Raw genomic sequence first — 14,735 nt, 5'->3', positions numbered from 1 at the left:
CCGCTTGCTGCTTCTTACTGCTGATTACTGCTTATTACTGCTTCTCAAGGCTGACCGGCACCACACTGCGGAGCCGGGCACACCGTGGACACCGCACGAGCCGGCCGGGGCCGAGCCGCTCGGCCTGCTGCATCGGGAACGAAGCGGTACTGAACACGTGCCCATCCGCACAACGGACGACGGTGCGCTCCATCAAGTCCATGAGTCCCTTCCCCAAGAGCCGCGTCTGGCTGCTGCTGACCTGACGACGAAAAGCCACATTACGGGATCAAAGAGACGACTCACCAGGCGGCACTCCGGTCCCGCCCGGACCCTCTTCCACCTCTCCACCGTACGCCCCAACTCCGGCCGCCCGCACGCGCGTCCACCCTCCGAAACGTGACCTGGCCCCACGGCTTCAGCGCCGGGGGCCAGGCATGAGGTAGAGTGAGCGGGTATTCGACACCGGCTCAACCGGCGTCTTTCGCGGGTGTAGTTTAGTGGTAGAACATCAGCTTCCCAAGCTGAGAGTGCGAGTTCGATTCTCGTCACCCGCTCTTCTTGAAGCCCCAGGGCAGTGGCCTGGGGCTTTTGTATTGCCGGAGGCTTCGACCGGTTTCCGGCGCTCCTGGCGCGCGGCTTCATGGCGCTCACCGGAGCCGCTCAGGGGTGTCATGGGTGGGCCGGGAGCCAGCGCTGCTGGACCGCGCGTACGCCGGCCTCGAAGCGGCTGCGGGCGCCTAGGCGGTCCATGAGTTCGGAGGCGATGCGGCGGGCGGTGCGATGGGACACTCCGAGGCGCTTGGCGATGGCCTCGTCGGTGTGGCCCTCGGCGAGCAGGCGCAGGGCGGTGGACTGCTGGCCGGTGAGGCCGTGCGCGTCGGTGGGGACGAGCTGGCCGAGCGGCTGGGCGGATTCCCAGATCGTCTCGAAGAGCGCGCACAGTGCGGTGAGCGTGCCCTGTCCGGTCAGGAGCACCGCGCCGGCGGCGGTGTCGTCGCTGCTGACGGAGATCATGGCGATCTGCCGGTCCATGAGGATCATCCGGGTGGGAAGCGACGGCACCGTGCGGACCTGACCGCCCAGCCCGGCCAGCCAGTTGGCGTGCTCGACCGTGGGTCGGTTGGCGCGCACGCTGTCCAGGTAGATCGTGCGCATCCGCACCCCACGGCCGAGCAGATCCTCGTTGAGCGGCCGGGACGCGGCCATGTTCTCCGCGGTCTGCGGCCCGCCCGGCGCGAACGTCAGGAACTCCTCGCGCACCTCACGGGTGAGCACGGCCAGCCGGTCCCGGATCTGGTCGAGCCCCACCAGTTGCTCCACTCCGGGGTGACTGGCGGCCGGCCGCAGCTCGGCGTACTCCGAGATGAGCTGGGCCGCGGCCGCCCGCGAGGCCTCCAGGCGCTGCTGCTGCGCCGCCAGCTGGGCCTGCTGCCGGGCCATCAGGATCTCCATGCCGATATCCGGCGAGACCGCCCGCAGCCGCCCCGCGTCCCCGGCGGCGGGACGCACCAGCGCCAGCTCGCTCAGGGTGTCGAGGGCGTCGCGCACCTCCTCCTCGGAGAGCCCCACGGCGCTGCCGAGGTCCGCGACACCGGCGGCCGGATGTCTGAGCATGGCGCGGTACACCGTCTCCGCGACAGCGTCGAGCCCGAGTGCGGTCAGCACGTGCGTTCCCCCGTTTCTGCACACAACGACCCCTCTTCAACGCTGATCTTCGCAGAACAGAGACGTTTTTTCACAGGGGCGGGCCGGAACGGGCCAGGGACACAACCGGCCATCCGTCACGCGGACTTGGCGCCTCATCCGTTGAGACGCTGGAGCGCATGTACCTCGTCCACGCGCATCTGGAACTATCCCCCGGCACCCATCTGCCGCCGGATGTCCGTGAGTTGGTGCGCGCGTCCATCGTCCCCGGTGACCGCGTCGAGCACGTCGCCGTGCATCCCCGCTCCTCCTCCCGACTCACCCTGGGCTTCTATCTGCTGGCCGACGGGCTGGGAGAGGCCGAGGAACGGTCCGTTCGTGTCTGCGGCCGACTGCTGTGCGACGTCCCGCAGTTGGCGGGGGCGCGACTGACGGGGGCCGGGGTGCCGTTGATACCCCTGGCGTTCGAGGCGCAGCCGGTGGACTGAAGCGGCCCGTGTGGACGTATCGGTCCAAGGCCCTTTCCGTCCACCGAGGAACCCTTCTCATGGGCCCGGGCGGCGACGAACCTGGTGATCACAGGCCGGCAAGCGCGTCACCGCGGGACGCGACAGCGGGCCGGACCTGACACCTCGTCCCGGAAGGAACGGACAGCCATGCCTCGCACCCGTATCGCCAAGGCCGTCGCGGTCGTCTCCCTCGTGGTCGCCGCGGCCCTCGCCACCCCGGCCGTCACCTCGGCATACGGGACGGACGCCGCCGAATCCTCCTCCGTCATCACGGCGGACGCCGGTTGGCAGGCCGTCACCGCGGACGCCGGCTGGCAGGCCGTCACCGCGGACGCCGGCTGGCAGTAGGCCGCCCGCGCCGCCACTGACGGCGACTCCCACTCGGCCCGGAGCCGGCCGCCCGCATCCCAGGGCTGGCCTGTCCGCCCGACCTGTCCGCCTGACCTGTGCGACCTCAACCACCCTCGGGGGAACCAGAAGTGAAGAAAATCCGCACCAACGGCCGCAGAGCCGCCGGTCTGCTGACCACCGCCGCCCTGAGCACTGCCCTTCTCACGGTGACCGCTCCCACCGCCGACGCGGCCACCACCTGCTCGGGCGGCGTCAACATCTACGGCGTACTCAGCGACGGCAGGCTCACGTTCAGCCAGATCAACCCGGCCACCGGCGACCTCGCCAAGGTGCTCGTCGGACCGGACCTCGGCTTCGAGCCGCAGGCCATGGCGACCCTCAACTTCAACACCGTCCTGATGACCTCGACCAGCGGCGCCCTCTACCGCATCGACATCAGGACCAACAACACCAGCCTCTCCCTGCTGAACCCGCCGGTGAAGATCGCCGACAGCGGCTGGACGCACGACAAGCTGACCTACGACGGTCACGGCCACCTCTACGGCACCACCACCTCCGGCCTGCTGCTGCGCTACAACGTCACCCAGGACAAGCCGGCCGGCTCCCAGCACATCGGCGTACGTACCGAGATCGACACCGGGTTCGTCCTGAAGACCCTCACCGCCACCGGCGACGACCGGCTCAGCGCCACCACCGAGGACGGGCGGCTGCTCGACTACACCATCGCGGGTGCCGGTTCCTGGAAGAGCAACTCCCTGAAGTCCTCCGGCTGGTCGGGCTTCAACCAGCTCGTCTCCCCGGGCAGCGGGCTGTACTACGGGCGGCTCTCCACCGGGGCCATGTACTGGTACAAGGACGCCAACCCGACCGACGGCTCCGGCGCGGACATCTCGTACCACCTCGACGACCCAGTCAACACCAGCGGTTGGACGCAGAAGCTGTTGTCGGCGCAGCCCGGCACGTACACCTGCACGACCTCCGCGGACACCGTCGACCGCGGCAACATCGCCGAGGTCAAGGCTGCCGGGCGGCAGCTGATGAACCAGAAGGACGCGGCCTGGGCCAACGCCACCCAGTGGGCCTGCCTGGAGAACCTCTGGGATCACGAGAGCGGCTGGCGCTGGAACGCCACGAACCCGTCCTCCGGTGCGTACGGCGTCCCGCAGTCGCTGCCCGCCTCCAAGATGGACTCCGCGGGCGACGACTGGCACGAGAACCCGCTGACCCAGATCCGATGGGGTCTGAGCTACATCGACGGCCGCTACGGCTCTCCGTGCAACGCGTGGAACTTCTGGCAGGCGAACAACTGGTACTAGAGCGGTAGTTACGAACTTACGGACACGATTGGGCGGCGCCCCCTCGGAGGAGGGGGCGCCGCCCAATTGGCGTGTCGGCGGACGGACGTGCGGGCGTGCGGGCGATCCCCATGACCCGCAGCTCCACGGAAGGGTGTACGACGGGCAGGAGGGGGAGGACAGGGCACAGCCGGAGTACAGGGCACCGGAGACGGTCCCGGCCAAGGTGGAGCGGTTCACCACCCCGAGCACGATCAGGGCGTCGTCGTGGACGTTGCGCACCAGCCACGCAGGTAAGCCCGCGGCGGCCAGGGTGGTGAGGATTCTGCCGGTCCCCAGCACCGTCACTGCCTTGGTTCCGGCCGCTTCGGGGCAGGCATACCGAAAGGGCCCCGCCGGTGTCGGCGGGGCCCGCAGGGGTGATGCTGGGGTGTCAGGCGATCTTGTTGTAGCGCAGGGCCACATACGTCGAGGCCGGGTGGCTGTCGATGGTGCCGCTGTAGGCGTTCGCGGACCGGTAGTTCATGTCCGAGTCCGGGCTGCCCTCGGAGTAGTAGTAGAAGGTGCCGGCGTCCTGGTCCTTCCAGCCCGCGAAGAGGACCGCGTGCCCCTCGCTGCTGGAGTTCAGCGCGTCGCCGGGCCTCAGGTCGGCCTTGGAGATCTGCGCGGCGGCGTTGTCGAGGGTCTGCGTCGTCAGCGAGGAGGTGAGGTGCCAGGCCATGGAGACGAAGCCGGAGCAGTCGGTGCGGTAGGTGTCGTCGCCCTCGATGTCGGTGGCGTAAGCGCTCTGGCTGTACTGGATGTTGCGGTTGTACCAGTCCTTGGCCCGGGTGATGACCTCGCTGCGGTAGATCGTGCCGCCCTGCACCGAGTGCGGCGGGGCCGGGGGTACGTAGGCGCAGTTGTCCGCGTACGCCGACAGCAGGCTCTGCGTCCAGCCGGAGGCGTCCACCGGGTCACTCGGGTGGTACGCGATGTCGGAGCCGTCCGCGTCGGTGGGGTCGGAGTCGTGGTACCAGTACAGGCCGCCGTTGGTACGGCCGTAGTAGAGACCCCCGCCGGGGGAGGACAGGGAGTCGACCCCCGACCAGCCGCTCGACTTCAGCACCGCGCGGTCCCAGTCGTTCACGCCGTTGATCTTGTAGCTGAGCAGGCGGCCGTCCGAGGTGGAGGCGATGATGCGGTCATCGCCCGCGGCGGCCAGTGTCTTGAGGACGAAGCCCGTGTCGATCACGACGTGCTGGCCTATGTGGGCCGAACCGGTGGGCTTGTCCTGCGACACCAGGTACTGGTGAAGCTGCCCGTCGACCGTGCCGTAGAGGTGGCCGGCGCCGTCGTAGACCATCTTGTCGAAGGTCCAGCCGCCGTCCCAGATCTTGGTGACTCCGGCGAGCGCGAGGGCGGTGTTGTTGGTCTGGATGTCGACGCGGTAGAGATCACCGGCCGTCGAAGTGACCAGCACCGTGTTGAAGTTGAGCGTCGCCATCGCCTTCGGTGTGAAACCGAGGTTCGGGCCGATGAGCGTCTTCACGCGGTCGCCGGTGTTCGGCTCGATCTGCGAGTACGTCAACCGGCCGTCCGACAGCGTGCCGTAGATCGACACGTTCCCGCTGCACGAGGCAACGGCCTGCGCGGCCCCGCCGGCGACGGTGACCAGCCCCAGGGACATGGCCCCGACGGCGAGGGTGGCGGACGTACGGCGAATGACGTTGCTCAGCTTCATGGTCTCTCCTGCGGCACGGAAGTCGAGTGGGCGAACGCACGTCCCTGGCCCGGACAGCTGCCCTGCAGGTGCAGCTGTGAGGGTTGTTGGCGGGCGTGGCGCCTGGTGTCAGGAACTACTTTCGCCGCAGCTCATGGGGGCCGGAAGAGGGAGCCGATGGACGCAAACGTCCCTGGCCGGTTGCGTCCTGACGGGGCGTTCGCCCATGACAGAGGACGCCCTTGGTCGGCTCTGCCGTCGCCGGTGATGTCGCCCACGCCGACGATGACGTCGCCAGCAGGTCGCCGTGGCCGTCGCCGTTGAGGTCGGTCGGCGAAGATCCCTCTGTGGGCCCGTGAGGACGGGAAACCACGGTCGGTCCCGGGAGGAGGCGGTCTGGATTGTTGGCCCCAACCCTGATAGATCACCTTGTCATGGCCATGAGTGCGATCGATCTGCACAGCATCAACCGTTGGGAGGCGTCCTTCCTTCGCGAGGAGGTGGACGGCTACTTCACCCACGGCATCGAGTGCACGCCGGGCGGGACGGTGCTGGACGTGGGCGCCAACATCGGTGTGTTCTCGGCCGCCGTCTACGAACGGCTGGACGGGGACGTGCGGATCTACGCCTTCGAGCCGATGCCGCCGCTCCACGCGACCCTCGACCGCAACGCTCGCGAGTTCTTCAACGGCCGTCTGACCGCGCTCCCTTACGGCCTGGCGGCCCGTGACGAGGAACTCGATTTCAGCTACGTTCCGGCCGCCACGATCTTCTCGTCCTCCTCGCGGGATCAGGGCAACATCGAGGACGAGCGGCGCCGGGTCACCGCCAGCGTCGTCGAAATGATCCGCCAGGGCGGCCTGGGACCGGTCCCGCGCCGCGTGCCCGCCCGCATCCTCACTTTTCTCATCGGCCGCAAGCTGCGGGTGCTGCGGCGGCTCGAGACGCACCGGGTGAAGGTCAGGCCCCTGTCATCAGTGCTCGACGAGCAGGGCATCGACCGCGTCGACCTGCTCAAGGTCGACGTCGAAGGCGCCGAACTCGAGGTGCTCAGAGGCATCGAGGAACGGCACTGGCCGCTGGTCCGCCAGGCCGTCGTCGAGGTGGAGGGCTGGCAGCACAACCGTGAAGCCGTGTGCGAGGTCCTCCTCACACACGGCTTCACGGTCCACGCCGAGCAGGACGCGGTGCAGCGGGCCGGCGACATCGGGATGGTGTTCGCGGTCAGGTCCTGACCGGAATGATGAACACCGCTGACCGGGTCGGTGTGTCCTCAGCAGATGTCGAGGCGATTGAAGTCGTACGTCGCATAGTCCGGGAAGTTGTAGATCTTGCCGTCCGCGGGCGCGGAGTAGCTGTAGGTGGGACCCCAGAAGCGGACCTGGGCCCCGCCGGTCTGGTTGTTGCGGACAGCGAGCGCGTCGACGAAGTTCGAGAGCGATCGCGTATCGCACTTGAACAGGTGGAAGATGCTGTGCATGCCGTCGCCCTGACCGACCGACACGCAGGCGATGCCGGATGCCCAGGAGCACGCGACCAGCTGCGCGTTGCGATCGGCACTCGACACGTTCCGTGCCCATACGAACTCGCCTGAGAACAGTGGGTAGATCTCCGGTGTCCATCCCGCCGCCGCGGCCGCGCCGTTCGATGCCGCCTGTGCCGGTGCCTGTACCGCCATCGGAACAAGGGCTGCGGCGATCATCGTCACGGCCATCGCGGCGGCCCGTTGTCTGATGCGTCCCGACCTCATCTGATCTCCTCCGTAGTCGCATGCTCCAGATGCTGTGGCAGCCAGGGGCTCGCCGAGTCAGCGCCTCGAACCGTAGACCGCGTCACGGATGTCGCGGCCCTGACAGATGTCAGGGTGCGGCCGTCAAGGAGGCGGTGGGGACTGCCGCCATGGCCGGCCTCGGACGGTCGGCCCTCCGGCCGCGTACGTAGATCGTGGCCACCCGGGTGACGACCTCGGTGAGTGCCATCAGGACGAACGCCGCGACCCAGGCCTGTTCGCCGGTGATGTGGTGGGCGACGCTGAACCGGGCGACCTCGTCGGCACCGCCGCCGTGCTCGGTCCACAGCTGGAAGCCCATCCGGGCGCCCATGCCCAGTACCCACAGGATCGCCGAGACCGCGCCCGCCTTGATCAGGAGGTGACCGCCGGCGGAGCGGATCCGGGTGTGGACGCCGCCGGCGATGCCCAGGACGGCGCCGACCCCCATCAGGACACCGACCAGCACCAGGTCGTTGCCCGCGGTGGGGATCGAGTCGAGGTAGCTGTGCGCCACGAAGGCCACGATGCCCAGCGGGATCAGGAAGGTCTTGAGGTCGAGCCGGTCTTCCCGCAGCTGCCGGAAGACGACCAGGACGAGGGCGATGTCGATGATCCAGTCGGTTGTCGTCATGCCCTCAAGCCTGCTGACACAAGGCTTCTCGCACCTGGACCCATGGGTGGAGTCCCGGGTGGAGGTCGCGCGGAGCCCCTCGACCGTCCGCCGGGCCGCGTGGGTTCAGCGCAGCAGCCAGGTCAGCGCCGTTGTCGCCAGGAACACGGCGACCGCCGCCAGCCAGACCACACGGGGTGCCGGGCCTGAGGGCCCGGGAGACGTCCTCTCCTCGTCCGCTCGGTGCAGCAGCGCGTCCGCGAAGGACCGCGCGGTCGGCGGGCGGTTCTCAGGGTCCGTGGACAGTGCGGCGCGCAGGAGCGTCTCGATGGTGTCCGCGATCCCCAGTTCGCGGGGGATCGCCGGTGCGGGCAGTGGTGCCGTCCCCGTCATCGCGACCGTCGCGTGGCCCCCCGGACCGAACGGCTTGCGTCCGGTCAGGAGCTCGTAGGCGACCACTCCGAGGGCGTACACGTCGGCTCGGCCGTCGAACCCGCCGAGCTGGAAGGCCTGTTCGGGTGCCATGTACGCGGGAGTGCCCGTGGTCACGGTCAGTCCCGAGGCGTCGGCCAGTTGCTTCGCGCTGCCGAGGTCCGCGACGAGTACGGCGGTGGGCGTGCGGCCGACGTCGAGCAGGAGGTTCGACGGCTTGACGTCACGGTGGACGACGCCCGCGTCATGGAGCACCTGGACGGCGTATCCGGCCTCGGCCGCAAGGCGGAGGGCCTCCTCGGGCCGGCACCGCCCGACCTGCTCGGCCAGCGTGCCGCCGCGGACGTAGTCCATGACGAAGTAGGGCCGGTCGTCCTGGACACCCACGTCGTGCACGCGGACCACACGGGGGTCGGAAATCCTTCGGAGCAGTCTCGCCTCGGCCAGGAACCGCTGTCGCACATCAGCGTTGGACGCCCAGTTGTCGGCCAGCACCTTGACCGCGACATCCGTGTCGAGTTCGGGATCGTATGCTCTCCAGACGGTCGCGAACGAGCCCGCTCCCAGCCTGTCCTCAAGGAGATAACGACCTAGCTTCTGCATGCGGCAACATTTTGCCCGAGGCGATGAGGGTGGCAACCGCGGTGCGGCAGGGTGGAATCCGAGGTCATACGTGAACGGGGGACGGCATATGAACGAAGAGGATGAGCTCCGACAGCTCGTGACGTCCGCCCAGGCGGGTGACCGGGCGTCCCTGGAGCGTCTGCTCGTCAGGCTTCGCCCCACGGTCATGCGCCGCTGCTCCAGGTTTCTCCCGCACCACGCCGATGCCGAAGAGGCCGCGCAGGACGCTCTGTTGTCCATCAGCACCCATCTGCACGAGTACGGCGGCCGCGGCTCGTTCCTCGGCTGGGTGACGGTGATCGCGTCGAACGCGGCCAGGTCCACGTATCGCTCGATGCGCCGGCGTGCGGAGGACAGCCACGCGTTCCTCCCGGAGGGTGCCGACCCTCGGACGACGAGCGTCATCGCCGGGACCCGCCTGGACCTGATGGACTCGCTGGCCGCGCTGGAGGAGCGGCATCCGGCCCTGGTGGAGTCCTTCGTGCTCCGCGACCTGGGCGACCTGACCTATGTCCAGGTCGCCGAGATCACCGACGCTCCCCTGGGCACGGTCAAGGACCGCATCCATCAGGCCCGTCGTTTCATGCGGGACCGTCTCGACGGTGGCTGCTGAGGCGTCCCGGCCCTCCACCGCCGGCCCGCAGCGGCCCAGCGAGAGGCGGGAGGTGCCGACATGCGAACTCGGACGATCGCCGTCATCCTGACGGCCGCCGTCGGACTCGGGCTGCTGACGGGCCGGTTCGTCCTGCCCCCTCGCTCCGCGCCGGGCGGCTCGTCGCCGACGACAGGCGCCGCGGCGACCGCTCCGGGTACGCGCGCCGCGGCACCGAAGCCGGCCGGCGGACCCGTGACGAACGGGAACCTGCTGACGGCGGACGCGTTCGCCAAGGCGGGGGTCTCCCGGCGCATCCACGTGCGGGACCGGGTCGGGGACGGCAGGTACGCCAACGCGGCGTGTGCCGGGGAGAAGACCCTCGGCGAGACCTTGGGAGGGCCCGGCGCGCACTTCCGCGGGTTCGTGACGACCGAGGACACGGACGCCGACGACCCCACGCTGGCGCTGGACATCAGGGATCAGGTCGCGCGTGAGGTCGCCGCCGACGCCGGGAGTCCGGCCCTGGCCCGGAACTACGCCCAGCGGCTGCTGCTGGAGGAGGTGCCGTGCCAGACGGAACCGGCCACGCACTGGGTCTACGGGCCGACGCGCACGATCGACGTCGCTGCGGGCATCACCGCGAGCTGGCTGGGGTCCTACGCCGGTGAACTGAACACCACGGGGGCCGCGCCTCGGGGCAAGGAGCCGTGCGGGGGTTTCGCCGTACTCCGGAGCGGCTCCCATTACGGGGTCCTGGAGGTCGACGCCTGCCTGGACACGGCCGCGATGACGCGGATCGTCCGGGCGGCCGTGACACGGCTGTGAGGTCCTCCGGGCCCGGGATACAGAAGTGACGTGACTCACATCAATTGCCGTGGATTTCCGTCCAACATCCCGCGGGCCCGCGGCATCTCCCTGGTGTACGGCGACGTGGACCGCGTCGCCACGAGACAGGGGGACAAGATGTTCGACCACCAAGCAGCCGGCAAGAGGTTCTCGCGCCGCGGTCGGGTGACAGGCGCGGCCGTCGCGGCCGGTGCCGCCCTGATCGCGATCGTCGTCGGCACGCATCCCGCTGCCGCCGGTGCGGGGACCGGCGTTCCGCATCGGCCGACGACCGCGATCGGCGCCACGTCCGCCGTGCCCGGTCTCGGCTCCGGCGACCTGCTGCAGAGCGAGGACTTCCTCCAGCAGGGCCTGACCCCGGTCGGCGCGACGGTGGGCCTGGCCGGGAAGCAGGCGCTCTCGGCGTGCTCCGGCGAGGAGACGATGCGGACCCTGACCAAGGGGAAGGGTGTCGCCTACGCCGACGTCGCCTGGTCCTTCGACACCAAGGACACCTTGCTGACCGAGTCCGTCGTCGACGGTTCCACGGGCGCGGCGGCGGCCTCGTACGAGCAGCGGCTCAACCAACTGGTGCGGGGCTGCCAGGACGAGCCGGCGGGCCACTGGTACTACGGCGAGGCGCACGCGCTCACCCTCAGGACCGGCAAGGGCAGTTGGTACCCGGCCTACAGCGGCGACGGCACGGTCGCCGGCGGTGTCGCGGTGATCCGCAGCGGCCACCGGGTCGGCATCGTCGGACTCTCCGGTCAGCCCAGCGACGACTCGGGCCACATGGCCGGCATCGCCGCCGCAGCCATCAACCAGCTCGCCGACTGACCTCCCCGCCCCGCGGCGCACGTCCCGCGTCGCGGGGCGGTCGGCTCACTCCAACTCCCCTGCGGATTGAAACCGTTCAATACATTCGATCCCATCAGAAAAACACGTGCACAGCGATTGACCCCGACCTCACACGGCTCTACGTTACCCACGCCTCTCACAAATGAATCGATTCAAATGCAGGTCCGATTCATCCATCCCAGCAGTGCGTGCGAGTGAGGAGTCGTAGTGATCAGCAGGAGGAGCATTCTCGCGGGAGCCGTCGCCACCGTCGCGGCGGTGACCGCCGACGGCGTACCGGCGGCGGCCGCGTCGGGATCCGGGCGCGTTCAGGCCCAGACCCGGGCGGGCGGGCCGCGCGTCGTCGCGCCGACCGTGGAGTACGTCCGGCACCCGCTGGGCATCGACGCTCAACGGCCCAGGCTGAGCTGGCCGTTGGTGTCCGACGGGGTGGACGTGCGGCAGAGCGCCTATCAGGTCCGCGTCGCCACGACCGAGTCGCGCCTGTCCCGGCCGGACGTCTGGGACAGCGGGAAGGTCATGTCCGGCGAGTCCGTCCTCGTGTCCTACGGAGGTCCCGCGCTCGCGCCACGCACGCGCTACCACTGGTCGGTTCGCGTCTGGGACGGCGACGGCCGGGTCTCCGGCTGGAGCGCGCCCTCGTGGTGGGAGACCGGCCTCATGGCGGGCGAGGAGTGGACCGCGGAGTGGATCTCCGCGCCGGCCGGCCTCGTCGACGCGCCATCCTTCGAGGGCGGTTCGTGGATCTGGTTCCCCGAGGGCGACCCGACCAGCAGCGTGCCGGCGGCCACCCGCTGGTTCCGGCGGACCGTCCGACTCCCGGACGGGATCACGTCGGCCACGCTCGCCATCACCGCCGACAACGTGTACGCCGTCTCCCTCAACGGGGTCGAGGTGGCCCACACCGACCTCGACACGGACAACGAGGACTGGAAACGCCCGGCCGTGATCGACGTACTGGACCGGGTGCGGGCGGGCGACAACGTTATCGCCGTGGCCGCGACCAACGCGACGGAAGGCCCGGCGGGACTCGTCGCCGTCCTGGTGGTCCGCACCGCGAGCGGTGAGCAGAAGGTGTTCACCGACGGTTCCTGGAAGTCCGTGGATCAGGAACCCCCGGTGGAATGGCGGGAGTTGGGGTTCGACGACGCGAGCTGGTCGGCGGCGAGAGTCGCCGCCGCGTGGGGTGGTGGGCCGTGGGGAAGGGTCGTCCCGGTGTCGTACGCCGTGACCCGGCTGCGGCACGAATTCCGGCTGCCGCGCCGGAAGGTGGCACGCGCGCGCCTGTACGCCACGGCGCTCGGCCTGTACGAGGCCCACCTCAACGGCAGCCGGGTGGGCCGCGACGAACTCGCCCCCGGCTGGACGGACTACCGCACGCGCGTGCAGTACCAGACGTACGACGTCACCGAGTTGCTGCGGCCCGGGGCCAACGCGATCGGGGCGTACCTGGCACCCGGCTGGTACGCGGGCAACGTGGGCATGTTCGGGCCCGGTCAGTACGGTCAGGTCCCGGCGCTGCTCGCGCAGTTGGAGGTGGAGTACGCGGACGGGACGCGCGAGCGCATCACGTCCGGTGCCGACTGGCGGGCCGCCGCCGGGCCGATCGTCGCCGCCGACCTGCTCAACGGCGAGACGTACGACGCCCGCAAGGAGACTCCCGGCTGGACCGCGCCCGGTTTCGACGACACGGACTGGCTCGCTGTCCGGGGCAGGGGCGGCGTCGGCGACTTCGGGCCCGGCCTGATCGTCGCGCAGGTGGACGGCCCGGTGCGCGTCGAGCGGGAGCTGACGCCGAAGGCGATCACCCAACCCAGGCCCGGCGTCCACGTGTTCGACCTCGGCCAGAACATGGTCGGCTCGGTGCGGCTGCGGGTGTCCGGGCCCGCGGGCTCGACCGTCCGGCTCAGACACGCCGAGGTGCTCAACCCCGACGGCACGATCTACACCGCGAACCTGCGGACCGCGGCGGCCACCGACACGTACACCCTCAAGGGCGGCGGGAAGGAGGAGGTCTACCAGCCGCGCTTCACCTTCCACGGGTTCCGCTACGTCGAGGTGACCGGTTTCCCGGGCACGCCGACCGCGAAGGCCGTCACCGGGCGGGTCATGCATACGTCCGCCCCCTTCACACTCGACTTCGAGACCGACGTCCCGATGCTCAACCAGCTGCACCACAACATCACTTGGGGGCAGCGCGGCAACTTCCTCTCCGTGCCCACCGACACGCCCGCGCGTGACGAGCGGCTCGGCTGGACGGGGGACATCAACGTCTTCGCGCCCACGGCCGCGTACACGATGGAGTCGGCCCGTTTCCTGTCCAAGTGGCTTGTCGATCTCCGGGATTCACGGACCGCGGAGGGCGCGTTCACGGACGTGGCACCGGCGGTCGGCTCGCTCGGCAACGGCACCGCGGGCTGGGGCGACGCGGGGGTCACGGTCCCCTGGGCCCTCTACTGGGCGTACGGCGACCGGCAGGTGCTGCGGGACGCCTGGCCGTCGGTCAAGACCTGGCTGACGTACCTGGAGCGCAACAGCGATCACCTGCTGCGCCCGGCGCAGGGATACGGCGACTGGCTGAACATCGAGGACGAGACGCCCAAGGACGTCGTCGCCACCGCGTACTTCGCGCACAGCGCCGACCTCGCCGCCCGGATGGCCGGGGAACTCGGCGAGGACGCGGACGCCGACCTGTACCGCGATCTCTTCGGGCGGATCCGGACGGCCTTCCAGAAGGCCTACGTCGCCTCCGACGGACGTATCAAGGGCGATACGCAGACCGCGTACGTCCTGGCGCTGTCGATGGATTTGCTGCCGGACGCGCTGCGCACGTCCGCGGCGGACCGGCTGGTGGCGCTGATCGAGGCCAAGGACTGGCATCTGTCGACCGGTTTCCTCGGCACGCCCCGGCTGCTGCCCGTCCTGACCGACACGGGTCACACCGACGTCGCCTACCGCCTCCTGCTGCAACGCACCTTCCCCAGCTGGGGCTACCCGATCGACCGGGGCTCCACGACGATGTGGGAACGCTGGGACTCCATCCGGCCCGACGGCAGTTTCCAGGACGCGGGCATGAACTCCTTCAACCACTACGCCTACGGCTCGGTGGGGGAATGGATGTACACGAACATCGCCGGCATCTCGGCGGGCGGCCCCGGCTACCGCGAGATCGTCGTCCGCCCCCGCCCGGGCAAGGACGTCACCTCCGCCCGCGCCGAGTTCACCTCGGTCCACGGACCGGTCTCCACGCAGTGGCGTCTGAAGGCGGGCCGCTTCACCCTGACCTGCGTGGTGCCGCCCAACACGACCGCGGAGGTGTGGGTGCCCGCGTCAGGACCGGCGGCGGTCGGACACACGCACGGGACGTTCCTGCGGCAGGAGGAGGGCTGCGCGGTCTACCGGGTGGGCTCCGGCACCCACCGCTTCACCGCCTGACGGCCGTCCGGATCCGCGGGCGGGCACCGCACATGTGTGTGTCCGCCCCCGGCCGGTCCATGTGCTCCGAACGGCCCGGTTGTACACGGACCGCCCCGGAAC

13 protein-coding genes and 1 tRNA gene are annotated in these 14,735 nt (G+C 69.7%); 9 read left to right on the top strand and 5 right to left on the bottom strand.

Translation table 11 applies throughout. The annotated features are described in order from the left end of the window. Nucleotides 1-465 precede the first annotated feature (465 nt). A tRNA-Gly gene (locus ACIQI8_RS30530) sits at nucleotides 466-536 on the top strand. A 115-nt stretch (nucleotides 537-651) separates the two neighbouring features. On the opposite strand, the gene ACIQI8_RS30525 is transcribed toward ACIQI8_RS30530, so the two are convergent. After that, the gene (locus tag ACIQI8_RS30525) at nucleotides 652-1,647 is read right to left on the bottom strand and encodes a helix-turn-helix domain-containing protein (RefSeq protein ID WP_402357161.1); all 996 of its coding nucleotides are present in this window, start codon (nucleotides 1,645-1,647) and stop codon (nucleotides 652-654) included. A 158-nt stretch (nucleotides 1,648-1,805) separates the two neighbouring features. Between ACIQI8_RS30525 and ACIQI8_RS30520 the strand changes: the two genes are divergently transcribed. The 3 genes from ACIQI8_RS30520 (at nucleotide 1,806) to ACIQI8_RS30510 (ending at nucleotide 3,802) form a co-directional block, all read left to right on the top strand. Next, nucleotides 1,806-2,114 (top strand): hypothetical protein, encoded by a 309-nt coding sequence (locus ACIQI8_RS30520; RefSeq protein ID WP_402357158.1) that lies wholly within the window; start codon nucleotides 1,806-1,808, stop codon nucleotides 2,112-2,114. Nucleotides 2,115-2,282: 168 nt separating this feature from the next. After that, complete coding sequence (locus ACIQI8_RS30515) at nucleotides 2,283-2,483, top strand: hypothetical protein (protein ID WP_402357155.1); 201 nt, start codon at nucleotides 2,283-2,285, stop codon at nucleotides 2,481-2,483. Between the two features lie 131 nt (nucleotides 2,484-2,614). Then, complete coding sequence (locus ACIQI8_RS30510) at nucleotides 2,615-3,802, top strand: tachylectin-related carbohydrate-binding protein (protein ID WP_402357152.1); 1,188 nt, start codon at nucleotides 2,615-2,617, stop codon at nucleotides 3,800-3,802. Nucleotides 3,803-4,214: 412 nt separating this feature from the next. On the opposite strand, the gene ACIQI8_RS30505 is transcribed toward ACIQI8_RS30510, so the two are convergent. Next, entirely contained in the window at nucleotides 4,215-5,504 is a 1,290-nt protein-coding gene (locus ACIQI8_RS30505) for a tachylectin-related carbohydrate-binding protein (protein WP_402357149.1), read from the bottom strand. Between the two features lie 419 nt (nucleotides 5,505-5,923). Here ACIQI8_RS30505 and ACIQI8_RS30500 point away from each other — a divergent pair, with 419 nt between their 5' ends. Next, a complete protein-coding gene (locus tag ACIQI8_RS30500; protein ID WP_402357146.1) occupies nucleotides 5,924-6,718 on the top strand; it encodes an FkbM family methyltransferase in 795 nt (264 codons plus the stop codon). 38 nt (nucleotides 6,719-6,756) lie between these two features. On the opposite strand, the gene ACIQI8_RS30495 is transcribed toward ACIQI8_RS30500, so the two are convergent. The 3 genes from ACIQI8_RS30495 to ACIQI8_RS30485 form a co-directional block, all read right to left on the bottom strand. Beyond that, the gene (locus ACIQI8_RS30495) at nucleotides 6,757-7,197 is read right to left on the bottom strand and encodes a hypothetical protein (protein WP_402357143.1); all 441 of its coding nucleotides are present in this window, start codon (nucleotides 7,195-7,197) and stop codon (nucleotides 6,757-6,759) included. A gap of 145 nt (nucleotides 7,198-7,342) precedes the next feature. Further along, on the bottom strand, nucleotides 7,343-7,885 hold the full coding sequence (locus ACIQI8_RS30490; RefSeq protein ID WP_402357140.1) for a hypothetical protein: 543 nt from the start codon (nucleotides 7,883-7,885) through the stop codon (nucleotides 7,343-7,345). A gap of 105 nt (nucleotides 7,886-7,990) precedes the next feature. Continuing rightward, nucleotides 7,991-8,899 (bottom strand): serine/threonine-protein kinase, encoded by a 909-nt coding sequence (locus ACIQI8_RS30485; protein WP_402357137.1) that lies wholly within the window; start codon nucleotides 8,897-8,899, stop codon nucleotides 7,991-7,993. 88 nt (nucleotides 8,900-8,987) lie between these two features. On the opposite strand from ACIQI8_RS30485, the gene ACIQI8_RS30480 reads away from it, so the two are divergent. The 4 genes from ACIQI8_RS30480 (at nucleotide 8,988) to ACIQI8_RS30465 (ending at nucleotide 14,633) form a co-directional block, all read left to right on the top strand. Beyond that, a complete protein-coding gene (locus ACIQI8_RS30480) occupies nucleotides 8,988-9,533 on the top strand; it encodes an RNA polymerase sigma factor (RefSeq protein WP_402357134.1) in 546 nt (181 codons plus the stop codon). Between the two features lie 60 nt (nucleotides 9,534-9,593). Next, nucleotides 9,594-10,340, top strand: a complete 747-nt coding sequence (locus ACIQI8_RS30475; protein WP_402357131.1) for a hypothetical protein — start codon at nucleotides 9,594-9,596, stop codon at nucleotides 10,338-10,340. 30 nt (nucleotides 10,341-10,370) lie between these two features. Next, on the top strand, nucleotides 10,371-11,177 hold the full coding sequence (locus tag ACIQI8_RS30470) for a hypothetical protein (protein WP_402357128.1): 807 nt from the start codon (nucleotides 10,371-10,373) through the stop codon (nucleotides 11,175-11,177). A gap of 228 nt (nucleotides 11,178-11,405) precedes the next feature. Then, on the top strand, nucleotides 11,406-14,633 hold the full coding sequence (locus tag ACIQI8_RS30465) for an alpha-L-rhamnosidase (RefSeq protein WP_402357125.1): 3,228 nt from the start codon (nucleotides 11,406-11,408) through the stop codon (nucleotides 14,631-14,633). The last annotated feature ends 102 nt before the right edge of the window (nucleotides 14,634-14,735 follow it).

Source organism: Streptomyces sp. NPDC092369 (assembly GCF_044755245.1).
GTDB lineage: Bacteria > Actinomycetota > Actinomycetes > Streptomycetales > Streptomycetaceae > Streptomyces.
Note: the sequence above shows the minus strand (reverse complement) of the source record. Positions and strands in the feature narration are given on the sequence as shown.